Source organism: Vibrio sp. Y51_MX_L26 (genome assembly GCF_024181935.1).
Lineage (GTDB): Bacteria > Pseudomonadota > Gammaproteobacteria > Enterobacterales > Vibrionaceae > Vibrio > Vibrio diabolicus.
Map to the genome: position 1 here is coordinate 36,841 of NZ_JAMZAS010000001.1, position 23,250 is coordinate 60,090.

General features: G+C 44.4%; 19 protein-coding genes and 1 pseudogene. 10 read left to right on the forward strand and 10 right to left on the reverse strand.

Annotated features, from left to right (window positions below; translation table 11 throughout):
* Window positions 1-5 precede the first annotated feature (5 nt).
* The 7 genes from NL645_RS00155 to deoD all read right to left on the reverse strand — a co-directional run bounded on the left by NL645_RS00155 (window position 6) and on the right by deoD (window position 8,109).
* Window positions 6-554, reverse strand: a complete 549-nt coding sequence (locus tag NL645_RS00155; RefSeq protein WP_005375133.1) for an ECF-type riboflavin transporter substrate-binding protein — start codon at window positions 552-554, stop codon at window positions 6-8.
* 337 nt (window positions 555-891) lie between these two features.
* Window positions 892-2,022: an HlyD family secretion protein gene (locus NL645_RS00160; protein ID WP_005394904.1), complete on the reverse strand. Its 1,131-nt coding sequence runs from the start codon at window positions 2,020-2,022 to the stop codon at window positions 892-894.
* The gene (locus NL645_RS00165) at window positions 2,022-2,402 is read right to left on the reverse strand and encodes a DUF3302 domain-containing protein (protein ID WP_006741936.1); all 381 of its coding nucleotides are present in this window, start codon (window positions 2,400-2,402) and stop codon (window positions 2,022-2,024) included. Before NL645_RS00165 ends, NL645_RS00160 begins: the two co-directional genes overlap by 1 nt.
* 243 nt (window positions 2,403-2,645) lie before the next feature.
* Complete coding sequence (locus NL645_RS00170; RefSeq protein WP_006741935.1) at window positions 2,646-4,229, reverse strand: diguanylate cyclase; 1,584 nt, start codon at window positions 4,227-4,229, stop codon at window positions 2,646-2,648.
* Entirely contained in the window at window positions 4,213-5,697 is a 1,485-nt protein-coding gene (locus tag NL645_RS00175) for a lipopolysaccharide assembly protein LapB (protein ID WP_164665883.1), read from the reverse strand. Before NL645_RS00175 ends, NL645_RS00170 begins: the two co-directional genes overlap by 17 nt.
* 160 nt (window positions 5,698-5,857) lie before the next feature.
* Window positions 5,858-7,327 carry a hypothetical protein gene (locus NL645_RS00180; RefSeq protein ID WP_005394913.1) on the reverse strand — a complete coding sequence of 490 codons (1,470 nt, stop codon included), beginning with the start codon at window positions 7,325-7,327 and terminating at the stop codon, window positions 5,858-5,860.
* A gap of 71 nt (window positions 7,328-7,398) precedes the next feature.
* Window positions 7,399-8,109, reverse strand: a complete 711-nt coding sequence (gene deoD / locus NL645_RS00185; RefSeq protein ID WP_005394915.1) for a purine-nucleoside phosphorylase — start codon at window positions 8,107-8,109, stop codon at window positions 7,399-7,401.
* Between the two features lie 397 nt (window positions 8,110-8,506).
* Here deoD and NL645_RS00190 point away from each other — a divergent pair, with 397 nt between their 5' ends.
* From NL645_RS00190 to NL645_RS00210, 5 genes are all read left to right on the forward strand, one after another.
* A complete protein-coding gene (locus NL645_RS00190) occupies window positions 8,507-9,457 on the forward strand; it encodes a DUF523 and DUF1722 domain-containing protein (protein WP_046875782.1) in 951 nt (316 codons plus the stop codon).
* Entirely contained in the window at window positions 9,447-10,250 is an 804-nt protein-coding gene (locus NL645_RS00195) for a MerR family transcriptional regulator (RefSeq protein ID WP_005394919.1), read from the forward strand. Before NL645_RS00190 ends, NL645_RS00195 begins: the two co-directional genes overlap by 11 nt.
* A 19-nt stretch (window positions 10,251-10,269) precedes the next feature.
* Window positions 10,270-11,685 carry a deoxyribodipyrimidine photo-lyase gene (phrB, locus tag NL645_RS00200; RefSeq protein WP_253650929.1) on the forward strand — a complete coding sequence of 472 codons (1,416 nt, stop codon included), beginning with the start codon at window positions 10,270-10,272 and terminating at the stop codon, window positions 11,683-11,685.
* Between the two features lie 6 nt (window positions 11,686-11,691).
* Window positions 11,692-12,618 carry a L,D-transpeptidase family protein gene (locus NL645_RS00205; RefSeq protein ID WP_005394922.1) on the forward strand — a complete coding sequence of 309 codons (927 nt, stop codon included), beginning with the start codon at window positions 11,692-11,694 and terminating at the stop codon, window positions 12,616-12,618.
* Window positions 12,619-13,303: 685 nt separating this feature from the next.
* Complete coding sequence (locus NL645_RS00210) at window positions 13,304-13,513, forward strand: hypothetical protein (RefSeq protein WP_253650930.1); 210 nt, start codon at window positions 13,304-13,306, stop codon at window positions 13,511-13,513.
* 176 nt (window positions 13,514-13,689) lie between these two features.
* Here NL645_RS00210 and NL645_RS00215 read toward each other — a convergent pair whose 3' ends face one another.
* Together NL645_RS00215 and NL645_RS00220 are read right to left on the reverse strand one after the other, a co-directional pair.
* A complete protein-coding gene (locus NL645_RS00215; protein WP_253650931.1) occupies window positions 13,690-13,890 on the reverse strand; it encodes a hypothetical protein in 201 nt (66 codons plus the stop codon).
* Window positions 13,891-14,505: 615 nt separating this feature from the next.
* Window positions 14,506-14,972: pseudogene (locus NL645_RS00220) on the reverse strand (Sbal_3080 family lipoprotein).
* Between the two features lie 483 nt (window positions 14,973-15,455).
* Here NL645_RS00220 and NL645_RS23165 point away from each other — a divergent pair.
* Both NL645_RS23165 and NL645_RS00225 read left to right on the forward strand, forming a co-directional pair.
* On the forward strand, window positions 15,456-15,776 hold the full coding sequence (locus tag NL645_RS23165) for an AHH domain-containing protein (protein WP_309474387.1): 321 nt from the start codon (window positions 15,456-15,458) through the stop codon (window positions 15,774-15,776).
* Entirely contained in the window at window positions 15,776-16,351 is a 576-nt protein-coding gene (locus NL645_RS00225) for a hypothetical protein (protein ID WP_193279572.1), read from the forward strand. Before NL645_RS23165 ends, NL645_RS00225 begins: the two co-directional genes overlap by 1 nt.
* 281 nt (window positions 16,352-16,632) lie before the next feature.
* Here the strand turns inward: NL645_RS00225 and NL645_RS00230 are convergent, their stop codons facing one another.
* On the reverse strand, window positions 16,633-16,887 hold the full coding sequence (locus NL645_RS00230; protein WP_005375145.1) for an Lpp/OprI family alanine-zipper lipoprotein: 255 nt from the start codon (window positions 16,885-16,887) through the stop codon (window positions 16,633-16,635).
* Between the two features lie 552 nt (window positions 16,888-17,439).
* Between NL645_RS00230 and NL645_RS00235 the strand changes: the two genes are divergently transcribed.
* The 3 genes from NL645_RS00235 (at window position 17,440) to NL645_RS00245 (ending at window position 23,246) form a co-directional block, all read left to right on the forward strand.
* Window positions 17,440-18,783: a DEAD/DEAH box helicase gene (locus NL645_RS00235; RefSeq protein WP_104972894.1), complete on the forward strand. Its 1,344-nt coding sequence runs from the start codon at window positions 17,440-17,442 to the stop codon at window positions 18,781-18,783.
* A 326-nt stretch (window positions 18,784-19,109) separates the two neighbouring features.
* The gene (locus NL645_RS00240; protein ID WP_253650932.1) at window positions 19,110-21,107 is read left to right on the forward strand and encodes a prolyl oligopeptidase family serine peptidase; all 1,998 of its coding nucleotides are present in this window, start codon (window positions 19,110-19,112) and stop codon (window positions 21,105-21,107) included.
* Entirely contained in the window at window positions 21,108-23,246 is a 2,139-nt protein-coding gene (locus tag NL645_RS00245; protein WP_253650933.1) for a TonB-dependent hemoglobin/transferrin/lactoferrin family receptor, read from the forward strand.
* The last annotated feature ends 4 nt before the right edge of the window (window positions 23,247-23,250 follow it).

Below are 23,250 nucleotides of genomic sequence, written 5' to 3' on the forward strand. Positions count from 1 at the left end.
CGACATTAAGCCTCTGTTAAGTTACGGCTTTGCTTGTTACGTTTAGCGACAGACTTAAGAATGAAGAAGCCAACAATAGCAATAAGAATAGTGTTACCGATCGCGATAATTGAAAGCTGGGTAAACACTTTAGTGAACGGTTCTGCGTATAAAATCGTGTCGAGGAATGCAGAGCAACCGTAACCAAATACGTTGCCTAATAGCGCAAGTACTACGAATAACGCGAAGTCTTTCATATTGAAATCGCCTTTCTCTAAACGGTAGCGCGTTAGAGAAGGGAATAGACCGATAATCAAACCAACAATACCTGAACCAAGTACCCAAGTGAGCCATACGCCCCAACCTGCGAATAGGTCAGTGACCCAGTGGCCAATAAAACCAACCAAAAAGCCAACAAGTGGGCCAAATAGTACTGAGAACAATGCTAATACTGCCATGGCTGGTTTTAGCGTTGTGTTTGCAAACACAGGGATGCCAAACATAGGTAGGCCACCGATGCCGTAAAGAGCAGCACCGATTGCAATAACCACAACGGTTTTAGCAGAAAGATTCATAGATAACCTCAGTTCAATGGTCGATTTTAAAGAACGTTCATTTATATTGTTGGAAAGCATTGGTTATTTGATTGTGTAACATATATACAAAACAACCAAGTTGCTTATTGTTTGCTCTATTTTTCTTCAGGAAATGTGTGATTTGATTCACGTATCCCTTTGACTGGCTTTGTTTTTTAGCAAGCATTAAAAATAAGGCGCGCATTATACAGAATATTGATAAAAGTGGGAATGCTATCTGTCTGGATGGCTAGAATGAAATCGGAGGCTGATTGTCAGCCCCCGATTACACTTTCTGATACTATTTTCATCGATAAATGAATGAGCTAGCTGTTCATTAATGGTCTAGGTACAAATAGTTCTGCCAGCTCTTCATGCGAATCAGCACTTTGCGCATCACTGACACGTGAGTAAAGCTGTCTGAGTAAACGGCGACTTCAACCGCGGTACCCATTGGTAGGTGGTATTCGCTCAAATCGTCCGTGATTTTCAGCTTCGCAAATACACGTCCGCTTGTGCGCAGGGCATCGGTACCAAGCAGAGCACCTCTGGCTTGAATTTGGCTTTCACCAATGGCTGGAATCACGTCGATGACTTCGCCACGGAATACCTTGCCCGGTATCGCACGGAACATAAACTCCGCTTCAAAGCCTGCCTTCAAACGTTGTAGCGAGTTTTGTCTGAACGCAGCGGTGTACGTAATGTCTTCGGTATGCACGAAGGTCATTGCTGGGGCAAGCGGCAATGGCACAGCCATCACACCAGGGCGCAAAGCCAATTGCGTAACGTAACCATCGGTTGGCGCACGAACGACGGTTTGCTCAAGGTTGAACTCTGCTTTACGTAGCTCAGCGAGTAGTTGCGCGACTTGGGTATTCTCACCGCCGATTTCCGACTCTAATGCGATCTGTGCTTGCTCTTGCTGCAAAATGGCAACGTCTAGCATGGCTTCTGCCGCTTTGTACGCTTGGCGTCGAGTATCTAAATCTTGTTCCGTAAACGCGCCGCGATCAAAGCCCCTTTGATATCGGCTAAATTCTCTTTGTGCTTTATCTCTATCGGCTTGCGCTTTCAAAACCGCCGCTTCTGCTTCTCTCAAGTCAGACTCTAAACCCAACGCACCTTGGCTTGCTTCTTTCACTTTCGCTTCAAGGCGTGCGACTTCTGCTTCAAAAGGCACAGGGTCGATTTTGAAAAGAATATCGCCCGTTTTGAGCGGTTGGTTGGCCTGGACTGGTACTTCCACCACGCGGCCACGCACGCCAGAGACGATAGGCGTAGTCGGGAATACTTGGTTACCTAACTGAGTAAATGGGTGGTTGTAGTTCATAAGAAGGACGAGTGTGCCCACCAACACTACGCCGCCAAGTACGGCTGTAGGTACGGTCCATTTGTTCAAAGGAATATTAAAGACTTTAAAAATGGCGATACAAAGGGCTGTGTAAGTCAGAATCAGCAATAAATCCATTATTCGTCCTCTTTACTTTGTTCAGTCAAAGGCCTTTGCTGAATCTTTTGTTGTTTCAACATCGATACTTCGTTTTTGAGTTCGTTGACTTCGTCGATGAGCTCTTCAAGGCGGTGATGAATGTCGTGCGTTTCTTGCTCAAGTTGTTTGAAGCCCCAGCCTCGCTCCTTGCGCCACAATGTTGCCCATATCCATAAAAATGGCCACAGTGCATGTAAAGTGAAAAGGCTAACCCAGCCTGCGTAATGAATTGCGTCTTGATGAGGGTGTTCGCGTTCTTTAGCAATTTCATACGGAATATCATGAATAACGATAATCCCGTAGAAGATCACCAAAGCAACGAAGATGAGTAACCCAAGTGCAAAATAGTCTAGAAACATCTTACCTGCCTGTGCTTGTTACCTAATGGAAAATCTTACGTAAATTAACAGTTTAAGTATTTGTCTTAACTATCGTTCAATCAAGTTATTTTGTACTTGAATTATGTTTATGCGATATCCGTATCGATTGCGATTCGAGGACAATAAGAAGTGAAGGCGACTATATTCAAACTAAGTAGTAATAAAGGAAGGAATAGAGAATCAAAGCCACGGTTATGCCCCAAGTGAAGATTGGGGCATGGTTTAAAGTTCGGTACAGACTTGGTTTCGGCCATTGGCTTTGGCGCGGTACAAGGCTTTATCGGCGCGGTAGAAGGTACGTTGTGTATTCTCTCCTTCTCGATGTAAGGTAATCCCGATCGATACGGTCAACCCCCGCTCGCCAAGAATATCGTCCCAACCATATTGATAAATGCGTTCGCGGTAATTCTCGGCATGCATTTCTGCCCGTTCTAGATTGCTATTCTCTAGAATGACAAGAAACTCTTCACCGCCAAAGCGAACGCAAGAAGCGCCTTTAAATTTGAAGTATCCTGCTAATTCTTGAGACACACGTTTAATAGCTTTGTCTCCAACAAGGTGACTGAGCTCATCATTGATGGACTTAAAGTGGTCAATATCGATGACCATCAACGCAAATTCAGTATCGTGCAAAAGCAGGTCTTTGAGTTTGACTTCTAACCAGCGCCGGTTGTGCAAAGAGGTTAGCGGGTCAGTAAAGACATCTTGCTGTAGTTGGGCGACCGTATTCTTATGTTGTTTGGTGGTTTCCTTGAGTTCTTTGTTTTCAAGTTCTGACAAAATGAGTTTGAGCTGTAGCTCAAAACGAGAAAGTCGACGTAATTGAGTAGAACCCAACTCACCAATTGGAATGTGTTTGACAAGGTCAGATTCAATGCGAAACGCTTTTTTTTCACAGTTTAATGCTTTCTGAAATAACCCTTGAGAAGCGTAAACTTGACTCATTGCGTTGTAAAAATGCTGAGCGACAAGAGGAGAAGAGTGCTTCTGAATTCGTTTACCGATAGAGTCCAACACTAAGTTGGCTAAAGAGATGTGTCCGACACCGTTTAGACAATATGCGGTCTCGATTTTGACCATTGTGGACAACCAGTACGTGGTAGCACTGCCCGTCGTATACTGAACATTCGAGATAGCAAGCAATGCGTTAGGGTAATCCTCTTGCAAACGATGCAGTTTGGCTCGGTAGAGATGAATTTGCGCAGCAAGGTTTTTATCACTGACGAGGATACTTAGCTCTTCACACTCACTCAATAATTCTTGTGCATCTGCGGTACGGTTCAAACTGATGTAACAGGCAAGCATGTAAAGTTTGTAGCGCAGACGTAGGGAGCGACTGCTAATGGCGTGATCGATCGCATCGATTTTTTGGTAATAACGCAAGGCGCGATGGTGATCCCCATAGGCATCGCACAAATTGCCCATTCCAATAATAGCCAGTACGTACTCATCAATATAGCCATATTCGACGGCGATATTCGTTGCAGCGACATACTCGGTTAATGCTGCGTTGTAGTCACCTACTTCTACTAAACGATCACTCAAGCTTGCTTTTACAGACAGAATATCTTCTACATCGTCGGGTAAAACGAGCAACTCAAGGGCTTGTCGTAGTTCTTCGATACTGTCGTTGAGCTGTTTAATTTCTCGTCGATACTCGGCACTAATGATATAGCAATGTGCTTTTTCTCGGTTCGTGGATGCAATATGTAACCCGATGTGCTCCCACAGCGTAATCGCTTCTTCACCAGAGACGGAAGAAGGATCGATGCCTGCGTCAGTGACCTTGCTAAGCAGTTGTTCCATGCTTCATTACCTCAATATAGCTTTCTTCGAGTTGCTCTAAAGTGAATGGGAAGGTCAGGATATCTTGCAAATACAGTATCGGTTTGGGACCTTTTAGCCCGCGACGTTTCCATGGATAGATGTCTAACATTGCCTGAACCGTGCGATAGACATCTTCTGCTGCTTGACCTTTCTCTGCAATTAACATAGCTAGTCTGTCACTGGAAATTCGTGAGATGAGATCATTTGAGGTCGTCAATGCATGAACTAGCTCAGTACAAACATCGAGAAATTCGGGGTTTGCATGCTGAATCATAATGATCGCGTGGTTGGAGCGTTTGAGCTCTGTTTTAAACAGAACTAACTGTTCCCACCAGTAGGTCTCGGACACAACATTAGAAAACTGTTTTTCAGGGTCATATTCATGTTGGGAACGGATACGATTAATCAGCTTACGCGCTCGTTGCTCTAGCTGGCGTTTGGAGCCGCGTGCTTTATCCATACTGACTCGATGAGTCTGTTCTTTGAGCATTTTAAGTGCATGTTTACGGTATTTTTTAAACGCGTTAAACGCTGATTCAAAATCACCTTGCTCTTCAGCGACTCGGGATTGCTGAAAGCAGATCTGACTTAGTAGCTCGCCGTTGTCAAAACTAAGCGCGGACTCTTCTGCTGCGAGTAGTAACTTTGCTGCACTATCCGTATTTTTGCGCAAGAGTTCGAGCCTTGCGCGGCTAATAAACGAGTGTGCCTTCATCCAAATGAGATCATGTTCAATAGCGAGTTTATGGGCCTTTTGTGTGGCTTCTTCTGCGGCATCAAGGCGTTCTAGCCCAAGTAGCGCTAAGCCTTTAAAGTCCCAGATCTCGGCTTGCCATGTGCTGTCATCATGATCTTTTAGTACTTCGGTTGCACCATCCAGCACAGTGAGCATTTCGACAAACTTATTCAGTAAGTAATAGTCCCAAGCCAACAGGATACGAGCTTTGCCTTCCAACCAAGCAATACGGACGTTGTTTGCCACTTTAACGGCCAGCTCATGAGTGGAAGCGGCAAGTTGATGCTCATTTGTGATGCGCCATACGTTGCCAAGCCCAATTAGAGATTCGATTTGAATTTCAATATCATCAACGAGGGCAGATTGTTCGAGTGCATTAATCCAATATTGTTGGGCTGAGTAATACTTTGCTTGTCCCCAATATTGGAGAGCAAACAAATGAAGAATTTCGGGCAGGTGGTCGTCGGTTTCAAGTTGGGTTTGCTTGCTGTAGGCGTCTTTGACTAGCTTTAAGCCTTGTCGGTAATCCATTAGGCACCAACAGCACTGCGCCATTATCAGCAATGCTCTGATTTCACCATCCACAAATAAAATTTGCTCCGCGCGGATACGGTATTGCTGCGCAATACTGAAGGTGTGTTCAGGGGCCGTTTTTATTTGGCCTTTAAGCTTTTTGAGCTCATCTTCTAGCTGAATTTGGTTTTTATCCAACGTTCACATCCATGACTATCGAACTGGAATTCACACCTAATATTAAGTGGTTAGATGCATGTTTTATTACCAAAACGATGCGGATAACGCTTTGGTAAACGATTAGGTGCCGTAATGTATACTGTCACAGCCCCTAATTACTACATCTAAATGCCAATAGTTACGATAGGAGCTGTTTGATGGTCAAAGGAGCATCAGTGACTTCTAGCCTTTGTGCGGCGGTAAGACCCTGCTTATCCTGATAGCACAAATTATGCCAAGCTCTGAATATATCTAAAAGAGGTAAAATTCCAGCAGGTCGTAATTTGCGACGTGGCTCGTTAATGAAGCTTTCGAAAAGGATCTGGAAGCGATTTTGATAGAACTGCACATGGCGAGTTGTTGCAACGTTAAACCATTTCTCGGGCTCATTTCGATCACCTGCAAGGTAGCAAATGCCTTTGTGGCTTTCGTCTTGAGTGGAGATCGCCCAGCGATCTCGCCACCAGCTCATATAGGCGATATCGACCTTGCCAAAAGGTGTGCTCATGTCCCAATTTGCGTCTTCTTCTACGTACATCAAGTCGACATTTTTCTCTTTAATTCGAGACAAACAAACGCTCAGTGCTGCCGAACGTAGTAGGGGGTCTTGAGGCATATATAGAGATACACGTTTGTTGGGGCAACACATATCAAGTACATGCAGGTAATGAGCGTATGATGTGTAAGGCGGACGAACTAATGCACCTTTAGATGGGTAATGGAATACAGAAAGATTACCAAGAGGATCTTCCACGTTACCGCGAGCCAAAATGGTTTGGTATTTTTGGTCAATACGCTCACGCAAGAGGTTCGAAGGTTCCGCTGGCGGTTCACTTGCTTCCGCTGTGTACTCTTGGGAAACAAAACGAGAGACCTCGTCGTACGGGTTATGGTCTAGCGTGGCGATTGGCTCTTCATCAGCAGAATAGTTCACATGTTGACAAAGAATATAGCCTGAGTGGGCTTCACCAGAAACAATCCAGTAGACACCATTATTGCTGTTTGGCTGCAATGCAACATAGTTTGAGGCCAATTCATAGTGCGTTGCGTGGTTTACCCAACGAGCATCAATAGTGGCTAATTTACGGCGACAGCGACTCGCAATATGATCAACATGGTCGTAAAAGGTTTTCGGGTTGATACTGAGTTTTCGGCAGATCTCGCGCACAGAGTAACCAGTAAACAATAAGCCCATTAAATTCTCTTGGAATTGTAGCTTCTTGTTCGCGCCTGACCATTTATCAACAAAGGTACTTTGACACGCTTTACAACGGTAACGTTGACGATCGCCGCTGTAACCGAAAGCGTGGTAGAGGTGTTTATGTGTGTGGACGGATAGTCCAAAGTTCTCGCAATCATCATTGCGGCACGCAGGCAACCCGTCACTGTGGACGTGTCGCAGGCGATGAAGTTCGTTCACGACATCGCGATTGTTAAGTAAGGGGGGGAAAGCTCCACATTCACGGCATACCATCGCCGGACGTTTAGGGTTAGCATGTTGCAGAACGTAACGCTTTGCATCACTCAATCCAAAGTTGTCACACGCCAATGTTTTACAAAAGTTGAGTTGTAACCCATCTGCGTCTTTTGGCAGTTCGCCGTTAGACACAATCGCCCCCTCGGGATAATTCGGGCAGCCAGCAATAACTCTGGCTGCAAATTATTACTTACTACTTGTTCTTAGATGTTGATTGCGGTTTCTAGCGCAACTTTCATCATGTCGTTGAACGACTTTTGACGCTCTTCTGAGCTTAGTTTTTCGCCACGGATGATGTGGTCAGAAACCGTTAGGATAGTTAACGCCTTCGCACCTAGGTCTGCAGCAACACCGTAGATACCAGCCGCTTCCATGTCTACACCTAGGATGCCTAGTTTTTCCATCTTCTCGAAGATGTCAGCTTCTGGTGTGTAGAACAGGTCTGCAGAGAATACGTTACCAACTTTCACTGGTACTTGTTGAGCACGCGCTTGGTTTACCGCTTCTTCTAGAAGGCCGTAGTCAGCGATTGCAGCGAAGTCGTGGTTGTTGAAACGGATACGGTTTACTTTAGAGTCTGTAGAAGCACCCATACCGATAACAACGTCCATTAGGTTAACGTCGTCACGTACCGCACCACAGCTACCTACACGGATTACGTTTTTCACACCGTATTCTGCGATTAGCTCGTGTACGTAGATACAGCAAGAAGGGATACCCATGCCGTGACCCATAACAGACACTTTTTTGCCTTTGTAAGTGCCAGTAAAGCCGAACATGTTACGAACGTCACAAACTTGCTTCACATCTTCAAGAAACGTTTCTGCGATGTATTTAGCACGTAAAGGGTCGCCTGGCATTAGAACCGTTTCAGCGAAATCACCTGGTTGTGCATTGATGTGTGGGGTTGCCATAAGTGCTCTCCAAAGTTTTGTTTTGATAAAACGCCTCTAGTATAGAACGCTATTACCAATTCTGTTGAACTTGTTCGTTTTCGTTGAAGCAATAATATCGGGACGTACAGTGCCCCCTTGAGAGCTTAGTCACAAAAACCACGCTTTTAGAAACCATGAACATCATTGATAACTAAATCTGTTGAAAGCGAAAGAGCAATCGATTCGCTTTTGAGCGATTTGTCGATTGCGCGCACAAAATGGACATTGAGAACATAAAAAACTTTTGAGAAAGCGCTGATCGAAATGCTCTTGAGAAGAGTAAAACGATTATATTGTACAATTTATTTTCTTGTACAATATAAAAAGCCTTGCTATAAGTTATACAACAAAACATTTTGTATAGGGATGCGTCATCATGGAATCTTCAATCAAAGTAGGTATCAGTTCTTGTGTTTTGGGTGAAAGGGTTCGTTTTGACTCTGGTCATAAAGTCAGTAACTTTGTGACTAAAGAGCTCAGCCCATATTTTGACTTTGTTTCGGTATGTCCCGAAGTGGGCGTCGGAATGCCAGTGCCGCGACCAACAATTCGTTTGATTTCCGAAGAAGAGCGTGTGGCGCTGGTAGAAACTAAAAATCCAGAAAATGACCATACCGATAATATGCTTGCTTACTCTGCTAACAAAGTGGAGGAGCTACAAAGCGAGCAACTTTGTGGTTACATCGTCTGTGCCAAGTCTCCAACTTGCGGTATGGAGCGCGTCAAGGTTTATAGCAAAAATAACGCAGCGAAAGAAGGCGTCGGCTTGTACACACAAACGCTGATGAAAAAAATGCCTTGGTTGCCCGTCGAGGAGGATGGCCGACTCAACGATCCTGTATTAAAAGAAAACTTTATTACCCGAGTATTTTGCCTAAACGACTTTTATGACTCGATGGACGGAGAGCCAACTCGAGGCAAAATTATCGATTTTCATTCGCGCTATAAGTTGACCTTGATGGCGCATCACCCTGAGTCATACCGCTCTCTTGGTCGTTTAGTTGCCGATGTCGCTAGCTATGAAATCGAAGAATTCTATCAAGAGTATCGCTTAGGTCTTATGAAGGCACTTGCGAATCGTGCTAGCCGAAAAAACAACACTAACGTACTAATGCATTTACAAGGGTATTTTAAACGCGCTTTAACTAAAGACGAAAAAGAAGAATTAGCAACAGTAATTCATGACTACCGCACTGGTACATTGCCATTGTTAGCACCGTTGACATTGATTAAACACTACTTAAACACTTACCCAGATGAGTATTTAGCAAAACAGAAGTTTTTAGAACCGTATCCGCAGGAGATGAGATTACGCTATGGTTTGTAGTTCAGAAGAAAAACTATACGCGATCCGAGATGTCGCAGAAATCACGGGTGTGAAGCCAGTTACGCTGAGAGCTTGGCAGAGAAGATACAATTTGATCCAGCCTCAGCGAACAGAAAAAGGGCACAGACTTTATCGACAGCAAGATCTCGATACGATTCGTGAAGTCCAGAGTTGGCTCGCGAAGGGGATTGCAATCGGTAAAGTAAAGGGACTGTTGGGAAAAAGTGCGGACGTAGAAGTCAACAATGAAGTTCGTACTCTCGAAGAAGTAGAAACCATGTTATCAGCACTGTCGAAACTGAATCGAGGCAAAGCGGAGAGCTTACTTGCCTCTGTTATCAAAGAGTATCCATTGAACTTGGTTATTGAACAATTTATTGACCCTGTATTTGACGCGCTGGAGATGGTCAAAGGATCGCTGAGATCGTTGCAGATGGGGTTATTTCAAACTTGTTTGATCACTCGTCTTGCCCTTGTTATCGACTCTGAAAACAAAGCCGCTTCCAAAGGGAAGTGCTTGCTTATCAGCTTTGAACAACATAGGGAAGCAGAGAGCTGGATTCAAGCGGCGAAGTTGTGTGAGCAAGGGTATCACACGACGTTGATCGACAAAGTTGATGATGTCTCTGGTTTGCTGGAGCACGAAGTTGTTGATAGCTACTCGCTCATTTACCTGTTTTCCAATAAAGCGCTGGCAGCTAAGCAAGTGGAGTCCATCAAAATGCTTCAAACACGTTTTGGAGAACGTATTGGATGTTCTGAAGTGATTGAGAAACTGCACCTAACAGAGTAGACGAAACGAAGGAGACACCATGATCTTAGTATGGTTTCGACGTGATTTACGAACGTTAGACCACACCGCATTTAAGGCGGCGTTAGATTCAGGTCAGCCTGTTGTCGCTTGTTTCATCGCGACGCCAGAGCAGTGGCGAGAACACCACATGGCACCGATGCAGGCGGATCTCATTGCTCGTCGTTTAGAGTATCTCAACGACGAGTTGGAAAGCCTGAATGTTCCTTTTTTATATGAAGAGGTGCCGTCGTTTTCTGATTGTACCGAAGTGATTAGTGGATGGGCGAAAACACTTGAAGCAACGTCTGTTATGGCGAATATTCACTATGAAGTGAATGAACGAGAGCTCGATGCACAAGTGAGTGGGGCGCTAGCTTCCCATGATATCGACTTTGAACTGTTCCACGACAAATGTGTGCACCCACCAACGACGGTTCCCAATAAGCAAGGTGAGTATTTTAAGGTATTTACACCATTCAAACGTGCTTGGTTGACGCAGTTTCAAATGCCAACGGTAACAAAGCCTCACGAACAAGTGCCGCTAAGCAGCAAACTATTGGAACAATTAGAGCCAATTCGATTTAGTTCAGACTTCACGTTTAGCTATCCTCGAGAGTCCAGCGAGGATTGGTTTGCTTCGACGAATGATGTTTTAAAGCAGCTTAGGGAATTTGCTCGTGAGCGCAGTGATGCTTACAAGGAAGATCGAGACTTTCCGGCTATTGATGGCACCAGTCAATTGTCTCCCTATCTTGCGATTGGTGCATTGTCACCAAGGCAATGTATTGCTCGCTTGTATGCTGAAAACCAACAAAATGACCTAACAGAAGGAAAAGCAACTTGGTTGAGTGAGATCATTTGGCGTGAGTTTTATCAGCATCTGTTGGTTTTCGAACCAAAGCTCGTTAAAGGCAAAGGCTTTATCGACTGGGAGGATAAAATTCAGTGGTCTTATGATGAGCAGGCTTTTGAGCGATGGAAGACTGGAGCGACAGGGTATCCGATCGTCGATGCAGCAATGCGTCAGCTCAACCAAACAGGCTGGATGCATAACAGGCTTCGCATGGTTGTCGCGAGCTTTCTCACCAAGGATTTACACATTGACTGGCGTTGGGGCGAAGCGTACTTCATGAGTAAGCTGGTGGACGGCGATTTCGCAGCAAACAATGGTGGTTGGCAGTGGTCTGCATCGACGGGTTGTGATGGGCAGCCGTACTTCCGTATTTTCAACCCGATAAGCCAAGGTGAGAAGTTTGATTCTGATGGCCAATTCGTGCGCCACTGGGTGCCTGAACTCAAAAGTGTGCCAAACAAATACATCCATAAACCTTGGACTTGGGAGGGATTTTCTTTACTGGAATATCACAAGCCGATGGTTGATCACAAGACAGAAAGAGAGATAACCTTACGGCTCTTTAAAAGTGCCAAGGAATAAAGTGAAATGCTTAGCAAAAAGCGATCAATGAGTTTCGCAAAACGTACGCTGTTATCTGTATCGTTATCTTTAGCGAGTGGTTTGTCATTCGCTAAAATGTACGAGCTACCAGAGGATGGCAGTCGTTTAATTGGTCGCCTTGAAAACCACGTCGTGCAAGAAGGCGAAACCATGGCAAATATTGCCAAGCACTACGATGTCGGGATGCTAGGTTTAATGGCGGCAAATAAAGGCGTGGATCCCTTCTTGCCAGAAGAGGGACACGTTCTTACTATTCCAACACAACTGATCCTCCCAGATGTACCCCACAAAGGCATTGTCATCAATTTAGCGGAATTGCGCTTATACTATTTCCCGAAAGGGGAAGATATTGTGCATGTATTCCCCGTGGGAATCGGGCGAATTGGGCGAGACACCCCGGTGATGACAACGCGTATTAGCCAAAAGCGTCCAAACCCTACGTGGACGCCGCCAGCCTCGATTCGTGCCGAGTACAAAGCGAAGGGCATTGACTTGCCAACCGTTGTACCTGCCGGTCCAGACAACCCACTTGGGATGTTTGCATTGCGTTTAGCCTACGGAAATGGCGAGTACCTTATTCACGGTACCAACAAAGATTTCGGCATCGGCATGCGCGTGAGTGCAGGTTGCATTCGTATGGACCCAAGCGACATTGAATGGTTGTTTGAAAAAGTTCGTAACGGTGAAGAAGTGAATATCATTAACCAACCAGTGAAAGTATCACTAGAGCCGGACAGAAGTGTATTTTTAGAGGCACATGAGCCATTGACTCGCAGCAATGGTGAGAAAGATCACCTACAGGTACCAAAAGAGTTAAAGTGGTGGCTGGATGAGTTCGGACTGAAAAATGTGAAGGCTAAAGCAGCGATTGCCGCACAGAATGGGGTTCCTGTCGAAATAACCGCGCCTTAACAGGCGTTAAGACGCGGTATCAAATCTTACTTAGTGTAATGCGTAGAGCACTCTACAATCCAGTAAAATTAACACTTAATAACTAATTTCAATACCTTAAAAACAATCCCTTTAGTATGTCTCACCGTCGACCGAGCTGCACAACCATGTATTAGAGGTGGAATCGGTTCGCTTCACGGTCAATGATACGGTTCAGAAAAACATCGTCAGTGAGTTGAGTCAGCTGCTCGGGGAATTACGAATAGCTGAGCGAAGTGATCATCCTCTAGAGTTGGGAGAGCTCTCAGCGCGTTGGTAGCAAGACGGCAGCACGACATCAGAAATACTCAAAGGGTCTTACTTTTGGAGTAATGATACATTTTTGGGGTATGACCAAAATTCGTGATTTGCTGTAGTTTCCCGTCAAGCAAGTCGACCCCATGACCTGTAGCGAAAAAGTGTTAAACTTGATGGAGTGAGACGCGAATATTATTCAGTTCTCTGGGAAACTGAAGCGATGTTTCGCAAGCGTGTAAAGTAAGCCTTTTAGAATGCGAAAGATGCTGGCTGTCAGCAAGGTTTACCAAGACCTTTGAGCGGATCGACGTTAAAGTTCTTGCACAAAATGAGCGATTACCAGGCCGAGACTGGTAAATTAGTAGGATAAGAAGAAATTTGCCACTGCTTAGTCATTTAGTGCACCAGTATGGCAGAACGTGTCGGTGGCACAAAGCATGTAAATGTAAAGCAATTGTCTTTGATTCACTCTCAAGCTTACACCACTGATTCAAAAGAGTGGACTAAAGCCGTGGAGCTGAGCAGCGAGTGCTTCATTAAAAGGCTGTGGTTTGGTGCTGGCTACGGCGATGAGTTTAGTGTTAACCAGATATGCCGAAGTGATCGTGACCTCAGGTAGTTTTATAGGAGTATACAAAATCACAGTAAGAGGGTACAGGCGCATATATCACTTCAAGAATCGTCAAATGGGTCCAAGGTTTGTTTAATCTCGACCTGTCTGTGCTATTGGTCCTTCTTGTAAGTTTTCAGCTAAGCCCATTTGACCGAGCGTAAACAAAGCATTGCCTATTTCGTCTAAAGTTTCATTTCCTTTTCTTCAGGGAAGTCGTTCGCTTGGTTAAGACTTTCAGGCTCAATAATATTTTTACAAGCTACACTAGCACAACCTTGTTCATCTGCGTCAAAAAATTGAATATTTAGACCTTCGTTTGCCGCGCTTCCTGCGGAATAAATACTTACTAAGATTAAAACAGGACTGAGAAGCCGATTTTTCATTTTCTACTTTAACAATTGATTGACGACACTGCTCACACATAATTATTGCTAAGATAAGAAATACGAGTGCGTCGGTAATATTGGGTGTCTTCTTGTCGTAGGGGCATGTGTGGTGCAATTAATACGGTTTATATACCTGATTTCACCAGAGTCAAGAAGGTAATTCTCTTGCCTGATACCTCTGTAATTATATACGCCATTTAAAGCTACTAATATAGTATTTTTAGGGACGGATAAGAAACTTTGCATTGATGACCCAAACTCATCGAGACTTACTTCTCCCCATCCTTTGAAAGGCATTTCACGTTCTATATTTAGAGATTTGACATTACTCATCACCTCCCCCATGACATTGATATTCAATCCTTCAGTGGGTCATTCTAGATAAATTTTTAGTGCTATCTAAATAGGAAATAATGTCATCATACAATACTTGAGAGTTTTCCATACTTAACTTGTTAATGATTGGGACTGAATTTCTAATGCTATAGACTCCGCACAACCCATCTAGTGTCCCTTGCTTGAAGGTCTAATATTCTATCCTTACACATGCATACCAATGAGAAATCAACGCGTGCTCTAGTGTATACGACGCTCGACTAGTTTGTTGTAAAGCTACATTTCGCCTGATTTAATTTTGAACTGAGCTTCACTGACCGTTTGTTTCCCAAATAACAAATCCATCATAGTGATTATTCGTTTATTGTCGTTTCCAATTTGTTGGTATTGGCACTGTTTGGTGCTTTGAACTCGATTTGACCAACTTTATCGTTATTTTTATATGCATTAACTCGGGTATCTGCAATAAACGTTCTAAAGTCCCAGCTCCAGCGAGATACATAAATAAGTGTCAGTTCAGAGCTTTTAGGAGGAGTTCCAGTGCTCACAACAGTGCATTTATGAGCTGTATCCAAACACCATTCTTGCATTGAATCTAAGAAAATGTCTCGTGTTGCGTCGTCTTTTATAATAGTAATTTCTGTGCTTTGGAATTGTTCAGAGATTGCTTCTGCTGTATATTTCGGAGCAGCGCACGCTGCCAAAAGAACAGGTGAGCTAAGAATGATTAGTTTTTTATACATTTTAAGTATCTTTTTATAAACTTAGAAGTCTACATAAATTTCTTTTATCTGCATAACTCCTGCAGCTTTAAGGTGTGAGCGACTCCAGCATGTCCGTAAACCAATATCCCCTTAAACACGAGACATAAAAATTAAAATCAAGTGCAATATCTGACCAAAAGTCTATCAGTGATTAGCTTACCTTCGACTTCGGAGGATTCCCTAAGTAAGTTTAACGATACTCTTTGAAGTAATGCTTTTCCATTTCATTTGCTCCCTCAAGCGGGATATCCAAGCCTCATACCACCGTAGTGTTGATAATATACCCATAGAAAACACCACTTGAGTCAGTTGTTTGCAGATTTGGAAGCGTATTAAGACGATAGCAAAGACAAGTCTCGTTACGAACTGATACAGGAAAAGAATTATCCTACTATTCGCTTGGTAAGCAACTTGTATGCTGTTGCAGATCCGTAGCCGAACCATGTAGAGTAACATATCATCATGGGGAATGGCCGTGTTAGGGCCATGACTAACGCTCGGTTGCAAATGTTCATGTACGGAATAGGCATTAATGATTCAATTAATGGAATTTGGCTTCCTCGTTCTACCGCCTACAAAGGGCATTACACTACGCCAAAAGCGCCGACGCACTCGCGCATACATGGCGATAACTATCAGAGGTGGGTTGGCAGGTTAGCGGTTATTCGCAACAATGAAAGTGCATTTAGAGCGAGACTTGTGACTATCAAATCTCAGTTAAAGGATGGCTCTCATCCTCCCCAAATTCTTATGAAGAAAGATCCATCTTGGAAGCCAGCTTAATGAGTATATATCAGGTAAGAAACCTCAATCGTTACTTTAAAGTTCTTGAGCATGATCCGTTTCAAAGGGCCATTGATGCGGGCGATGATGCCCTGTTGGATAGGCTTTTCAATGAGCCAGTAAAAGCACAAGGGCTGGCTGATGTTTGGGTAGAAGAGAGTGTGGAGTTTACCGCTCACTACAAGACGTCGGTAAAAATCCCGGACATATCCGTTTGGGGTGCGAGCTTGGTGCTAACGCCTCGAGCGGTCGAAGTGTTAAAGCCATACATTGAATCAGATGGTGAGTTTTTACCTATCGTGATTGATGGCGAGAAGTTTCAGGTTTTCAATGTCATGAGTTTTGGCGAAGAAGACAAGGAACATACGAAACACGAATACATTGATGAGCATCCGGTTGGCTTGGTGTCGCTCAAGTTCGTTGAGTCTAGCGTTTCCGATAAGTACGTTTTCAAGTCATTGATGGAAGGATGTGAGTTGTTGTATTGCGATGACAAGCTAAAGAACTTGTGTAATGAACATGACTTACGTGGTGTTGAATTCGATTTAGATCTATTGGATATATTCGACTACTAGTCAACGGTTTTAGCGTGACTCATCATTTAGTGCTTCACATCGCTTGCTCCTAGCTGATAAAAGAAAGCATGCAGTAATGAGTTTCAACCCTTGATTTCGGCCGAACTAAATTAACAAAATGATTCAGGTTGTTTTTGTTTAAGTTCACATAGCATGGTCACATAAGTGACAGCAACAATAAAACAAAATGGCGGCATAGTACATGTCGCCATTTTATCGCCATTTTTGTTTTTAATGGCCACTAACTAACTGATAGTTAATGATGTTTTTTTCTTTTTGTCTTACTTAGTGTAAGACTGAGCGATGTTATCGATACGCTCGTTAGCACGCTCAGCTTCTTCTTGAGCAGCCATTGCTGCTGCACCTGATTTTTGAACGTCAGATTGAAGAGCTTGTACGTCTTGGCTTAGTTGGCTAACTTGGTTGCTTAGTTCGTCTAGTTTTGCTGCATTTGCTGTTGCTGCGTCATCAGAAGAAGCACAACCTGCTAGTAGAAGTACTGAAGTTGCTGCAGCTGCGATCAACGTTTTGTTCATATAAGAACTCCTTGCTTATAGTGAAAGTCTCGCTACCAACTATTATTTTATACAGTAGCGAGGTTAAATGTGGATACATTTTATCAGTACATGATGTAGCAAAAGTCAAAAAAACCCAAGAATTTCATGGAGTACCTGACGTCAACTTTTACCTGAGCTTAACAAAGGTGAGTGAATTATCATCTCCCTTATTCCCACAACAGTTCTCATAGCAGGTGTTTTTGCCACGTTCCTGATATCAATAATTTAGACGATATTGACACAAATGAAAGTTTCTCGGCGCAAATAACTGCTATTTACGCAGTTTTATTGGAGAACGAGAGGCGCACCTTGAGCTCGCTTTTCTCTAAATCTTAAGCCAAGCAGCTGACCAATAAAGCGAGGGTTTGTTCTTAATTGAGCCGCAAAGGATGTTTTGTTTTCATCCGTGGGAATTAGTTTGTGTGATCTCTATCTATACTCCTATGATTTGCGGTATTATACCGAGCTTTATTTTTTTGCTGCGTTAGAGCGGAAACGACATTACAGAGCGCTCAGACGCTGACTGATTTATTGGAGAATACTTTGCAATTTAAAGATCTAGGCCTAGACAACCGATTGTTGAAGAACCTAAAACACTACGATTTTAAAAAACCAACTGACATTCAAAAGCAGGCTATTCCTGTTGCGATTGCAGGCAAGGATTTATTGGCATCTTCGAAAACGGGTTCGGGCAAGACTTTGGCGTTTGTATTACCAATGCTTCACAAGTCTTTAAAGACAAAATCGTTTTCTGCCAAAGACCCTCGCGCAGTTATTCTTGCTCCCACTCGTGAGCTAGCGAAACAAGTGTATGGTGAGCTTCGCTCTATGCTTGCTGGCCTATCTTATGAAGCTGCATTGATTTTGGGTGGTGAGAACTTTAATGATCAAGTGAAAGCACTGCGCCGTTACCCGAAATTCATCGTGGCGACACCAGGACGTCTGGCTGACCACTTAGAGCACCGCTCGCTTTACCTTGAAGGTTTGGAAACTCTGATCCTTGATGAAGCAGACCGTATGTTGGATTTGGGCTTTGCACCAGAGCTTCGTCGTATCCATAAGGCAGCTAAGCATCGTCGCCGTCAAACATTAATGTTCTCTGCGACGTTGGATCACGCCGACGTAAATGACATTGCGGCTGAAATGCTTAATGCTCCGAAACGTATTGCTATCGGTGTTTCTAACGAAGAACACAAAGATATCACGCAAAAATTCTACTTGTGTGATCATCTTGATCATAAAGAGGCGATTCTAGATCGCGTACTTTCAGAAGCAGAATATCGCCAAGTTATCATCTTTACGGCGACGCGCGATGATACTGAGCGCCTAACAGCGAAGCTAAACGAGAAGAAACTGAAGGCCGTTGCACTGAGTGGTAACTTGAACCAGGCTCAACGCAATACGATCATGAGCCAGTTTGAGCGAGCGGTATTCAAGATCCTAGTGACAACAGATGTTGCTTCTCGTGGCTTGGATATTGCGACAGTGACACACGTCATTAACTTCGATATGCCAAAGCATACTGAAGAATATGTACACCGTGTTGGCCGTACGGGCCGTGCTGGTAACAAGGGTGATGCGATTTCTCTTGTTGGTCCAAAAGACTGGGATAGCTTTAAACGTGTAGAAGCTTACCTACAACAAGATCTTGAGTTTTCAGTATTCGAAGATCTGAAAGGTAAGTTCAAAGGCCTGAAGCCACCTAAGCCAGATTTCCGTAACAAGAAAGCGACAGCGAAGAAATCACGCCCTCAAGCGAAGAAGTCGGCTAAGAAACCTGTTAAACGTGACAAGAGTTTCTACAAAAACGTATCAGTGGGTGATGATGTGTTCATCCCGAAGAAAAAGCCAGCGGCACCAAACTCTGAAGAGTAAAAGTCGCACCAGTTTTCAACTGATTTTAGTTTTTCAAAACCCGAGTGTTCGCACTCGGGTTTTTTTATGCTTATCTCCAGGCGAAATGATGTCTTTCTATACTAACGTGTTTGCTAGGCTTTTATATTTATCTGGTTTTATATAAACAGCATAGATCGCTAATTTAGAGAGATATTAAGTTTTATCACCTCGGTCCAAGCAAACGTTTTTCCTCACATACTAGATAAAAATTTCACATGATTATGAAAATGATAATTGATCTCATTTTTATTTAAGGGCAAAATACGCGCCATTGTATTAATCCTATAAATGAATTCGCTCTCTATATGAAATTTACTCATGTTTTTTTAGGGCTCATAATTACCTCTAGTTCTTGCTTTGCCGTTAATGACTTTAATTGGTTGCGAGATGACGCTCGTAAAGATGAGCGAGTTCTTACCTACCTAACAGAGCAGAACCGTAAGACTGAACAGCATCAAAAAAAATATCAGACGTTGACGCAAGATCTGCTCGCGCAGTGGGAAGCCATGGTGGCAGATAAAGGTGATAAACCATGGTCGATCGTAAATGGACGCGAATGGACGTTAACGCGTCGTGACAGTGGTTATGTGTTGCTATCACGTTCGAACCAGTATGCACAAGAGAACACAGTATTTGATTTCTCTGAACGTCAATCTGCATATCCGTATTATCAAGTAGGGCAGTGGCAAGTAAGCGGAGACACTTTGCTTTTCACTGAAGATATTGATGGAAGCGAGCAATATCGCGCCGTGGTTGTTGATTTACTCTCTGGCCAATCTACGGAGCTGGCAACGCACGTCGATAGCGGTGTATTGCTTTCACCTGATGGTAAGATGGCTTACCTCGTTTCGAAGGAAATGCGTACACAGCGACCTCATCAGATCCTACGCATCTCCACTGAATCTTTGGCTAAAACAGTTGTATGGCACGAATACAAATCAGATTGGTTACTTTCTTTCTACCGTGCGGCAGATAGCCGTTACGTGGTGCTGCAAAGCAACAACGAGTCAACCACAGAGCAGAAGCTCGTTGATCTAGAAACGGGCACCGTAAGCGATTCACTGAGAGTGCCGGAAGCGGGCGTGGAATATTACGCGGATGTGGCGAAAGGGCGCGTTTACATCAACAGCAACCTTGAAGGTACATTTGCACTTTATCAAACCGATCTAGCACCTCTTAGCGCAACATGGCAACGCTTTACTACCCCTCGTGAACCGCTTGACCAGTTCTACCTTTATGATGCAGGAGTTGTGGCACTCAGTAAGCCGAACAACGTGGCGACATTGACGGTGTATTCATACCAAGGTCAGGAAAAAGTGATACTGCCATTGGAACAGGATGGCAATGTCGCTTGGTTGAGCACGTTGGGCGATTTTGAATCAAACAAGATTCGTATACGAAGCATGTCGATGACTACGCCTCCTCAGTGGGAAGAGTTCGATGTAAAAACGCTGACTAAAACCTTGTATTCTCAAGATGCTTACCAAGATTTTGATAGTCAACGTTATGTCTCCCAACGCATTTTTATCAAGCACGATGGTGTTTCTGTCCCGGTCTCTTTGGCGTATCGCAAAGACAAATTACACGCGAAATCACCCGTGATGATTTACGGTTATGGCGCATATGGTTTTACGATGAAACCGTACTTTATGCCTCAAGTCATAAGCTTGCTCGACCAAGGCGTGATTTACGCTATCGCCCATGTTCGCGGCGGTGGGTATTTTGGCGATGAGTGGCACGAACAAGGCCGTGGTGTGCGAAAAGCCAATTCTATTGGTGATTTTGTCGCGGCGGCTAAGGCGTTGCAAACATTCGAACGTGGCAATAGAGAGGTTTTTGCCATCGGCTCAAGTGCTGGTGGCACGTTGGTCGCAGGAGCGGTTAATCAAGACCCTAAATTGTTTTCAGGTGTCGTGCTTAAAGTACCTTTTGTTGATGTGGTAGCAAGCATGTCGGATACCTCACTTCCGCTGACCACACAGCAGTATGGCGAATGGGGTAACCCAACCAAATCTGAGCAACTGGCGCTAATGAAAGCGTACGATCCAATTCTCAACATTCATAAAGACGCTTACCCACCCATGCTGGTTCAAGTCGGTTTGATCGATCAGCGCGTGCCTTACTGGGAAGGTGCCAAGTATCTCGCCAAGGTTTCCGCGCTAAGTGAGCGCGACGGGCCGTACTTGTTGCAGACCGATTTTAATTCGGGCCACCAAATGGACCCACGACAAGCGCAAGAACAACAAGCAAAAGAATACGCCTTTCTTTTATCACTAATTAAAACATCTAAAGCGGAGCAGTAAATGAAGCTTACCCCAGTGTCAGCGGCAGTACTTTCGGTACTAGCTGCCAGCCAAGTGCACGCCAAATCTGACGTTTTCTCTATGGAAGAGGTCGTGGTGACGGCGAATCGGATTGAACAACCAATGTCTGAACTAGCAGGCAGCGTCGCAGTTGTCACTAGCGAAGAGATTGAACAAAAGGGCGAAACAGAGCTTTATGATGCGCTGCGTCACGAACCTGGGGTGAGTGTGTCGGGTGGCGCTGGGCGTCCACAAAACATCACGATTCGAGGCATGACGGGTAACCGCATTATGATCATTCGTGACGGCATTCGCTCAGCAGACGGTTTTGGTGCGAATGACAGCAATGACAAAGTGGGCCGCGATACGTTTGATCTTTCTAATTTGGAATCATTAGAAGTAGTGAAAGGGGCGAGCTCCTCAGTTTTAGGTTCTGGTGCTATCGGTGGCGCTGTGATTCTAAAATCCAAACAGCCGGGCGAGTTTTTAAAAGATCGTGACTTTTATGTTGATGCCACGGGCACGTACACGGGGATCAGCAATAAATACAAAGGCGCGAGCAATCTGGCATTTCGTTCTGGCGACACGGAAAGCTTAGTCAACGCGGCGTATTGGCAAGGTGAAGAGACGCGTAACTTCAGCCAAGATTTGTACAACCGCGATTTGGATGGTTACAGCGCGTCATACGCCATCAATCATTTCCTCAATGATGAAGTGATGGTCAAAGCACGTGCCGAACTTTATCGGCAAGACCAACAACGCCTGGAAGGTTCGCCATCTATACAGAAGGATGGCAAATGGCATATCGAAGACTTCGCAGAAGATGAATCGACAAAAGAGTACAGCGCTTACATTGGTGCAGAGGTTACACCGATTAATCCAACTTGGTTCGAAGAGTTAGATACAAAGGTCTACTGGCGCCACACCGAAGTGGTGGAAGACACGAATCGTTTAATGAGACAAGTTGACCACAATGGTTTGACTGTTAGACGTCGCGAGCTAGAACACAAAACCTTCATTGACGAAACAATTGGCTTCCGTGGTGATTTCACCAATACGATTTATGCTGCAAATGCTGAGCACCAATTGGCTTACGGTATCGAGCTTTCTACTGACTATTATGAACGCACAGATAGCGATTCCAAGATTGATTGGAACGGGGTAACGCCTTCGACCAAACAACCTTTCGCTCCTGCTCGCGCTTATAACATTGGTCTGTACGTTCGAGACATGGTGGAGCTGGATAAATGGACCATTACAGGCGGCCTGCGCTTTGATGCGCATCGTCTAACACCGGACGGTGAGGGTGAAGTGGGCGGCTTCCCATTAAAAGACATGGATAGCTCAGAGGTATCTCCAAGCCTATCGATCTCTCGTGAAGTGTTTGCCAATAACATCGCTTATGTATCGTACAACCACGGTTACCGTGCTCCGGAATACGATAAAGCGTATGGCTTCGTAAGCCATGACTTTGTGCCGCTAACGCCGTTTGTCATTGCACCGAACATGGACCTAGAGGCTGAAACTTCGGACTCGTTTGAAATCGGTAACAAATTCGATAATGGTCGCGCGCAACTTTACGTTTCTGCGTTTTACAACAAGTTCCAAAACTTCATCGATGTTGTTACCACAGGGCAAGATAACTTTGGTAACTACATCAAGCAATACCAAAACTTACACGGCGTTGAAACCTACGGCGCCGAGCTTTCTGCCGCGTACGCTTTCACTTCGTCTTGGAAGCTAAGTACCAAGCTTGGTTATGTGGACGGAAAGGACGCCGAAGGCGAGTACGTTCGTAGCATCACACCTTTCGAGGGCAATGTTGGGCTGAACTATCAGCAGCAAGACTTTAATGCGTTCGCGACGTGGAACTGGGCTGGTTCGATGGATCGTGTGCCGAGTTGCCAAACGTCACTTGGACAAAAGACCGAGTGCGCACAAACAGATTCATGGAACACGCTCGACTTGGGGGCAAGTTACCAAATCACCAAAGATTTTCGTTTGAGTGCGACCATCATCAACCTGTTCGACAAAGAATACATTCGCTACCAAGACGTTGCTGGCATAGCAGATGAGAGCAAACGCTACTCAACGGAACCAGGTCGTTACTTTACGGTTAACGCGAAGTACATCTTTTAGTAGG

What these genes read in the sequence shown, in the direction of transcription:
- NL645_RS00155 (WP_005375133.1), bottom strand. Translation starts at nt 554, where the DNA reads ATGAATCTTTCTGCTAAAACCGTTGTGGTTATTGCAATCGGTGCTGCT.
- NL645_RS00160 (WP_005394904.1), bottom strand. Translation starts at nt 2,022, where the DNA reads ATGGATTTATTGCTGATTCTGACTTACACAGCCCTTTGTATCGCCATT.
- NL645_RS00165 (WP_006741936.1), bottom strand. Translation starts at nt 2,402, where the DNA reads ATGTTTCTAGACTATTTTGCACTTGGGTTACTCATCTTCGTTGCTTTG.
- NL645_RS00170 (WP_006741935.1), bottom strand. Translation starts at nt 4,229, where the DNA reads ATGGAACAACTGCTTAGCAAGGTCACTGACGCAGGCATCGATCCTTCT.
- deoD (WP_005394915.1), bottom strand. Translation starts at nt 8,109, where the DNA reads ATGGCAACCCCACACATCAATGCACAACCAGGTGATTTCGCTGAAACG.
- NL645_RS00190 (WP_046875782.1), top strand. Translation starts at nt 8,507, where the DNA reads ATGGAATCTTCAATCAAAGTAGGTATCAGTTCTTGTGTTTTGGGTGAA.
- NL645_RS00195 (WP_005394919.1), top strand. Translation starts at nt 9,447, where the DNA reads ATGGTTTGTAGTTCAGAAGAAAAACTATACGCGATCCGAGATGTCGCA.
- phrB (WP_253650929.1), top strand. Translation starts at nt 10,270, where the DNA reads ATGATCTTAGTATGGTTTCGACGTGATTTACGAACGTTAGACCACACC.
- NL645_RS00205 (WP_005394922.1), top strand. Translation starts at nt 11,692, where the DNA reads ATGCTTAGCAAAAAGCGATCAATGAGTTTCGCAAAACGTACGCTGTTA.
- NL645_RS00210 (WP_253650930.1), top strand. Translation starts at nt 13,304, where the DNA reads ATGGCAGAACGTGTCGGTGGCACAAAGCATGTAAATGTAAAGCAATTG.
- NL645_RS00215 (WP_253650931.1), bottom strand. Translation starts at nt 13,890, where the DNA reads ATGAAAAATCGGCTTCTCAGTCCTGTTTTAATCTTAGTAAGTATTTAT.
- NL645_RS23165 (WP_309474387.1), top strand. Translation starts at nt 15,456, where the DNA reads ATGGGGAATGGCCGTGTTAGGGCCATGACTAACGCTCGGTTGCAAATG.
- NL645_RS00225 (WP_193279572.1), top strand. Translation starts at nt 15,776, where the DNA reads ATGAGTATATATCAGGTAAGAAACCTCAATCGTTACTTTAAAGTTCTT.
- NL645_RS00230 (WP_005375145.1), bottom strand. Translation starts at nt 16,887, where the DNA reads ATGAACAAAACGTTGATCGCAGCTGCAGCAACTTCAGTACTTCTACTA.
- NL645_RS00240 (WP_253650932.1), top strand. Translation starts at nt 19,110, where the DNA reads ATGAAATTTACTCATGTTTTTTTAGGGCTCATAATTACCTCTAGTTCT.
- NL645_RS00245 (WP_253650933.1), top strand. Translation starts at nt 21,108, where the DNA reads ATGAAGCTTACCCCAGTGTCAGCGGCAGTACTTTCGGTACTAGCTGCC.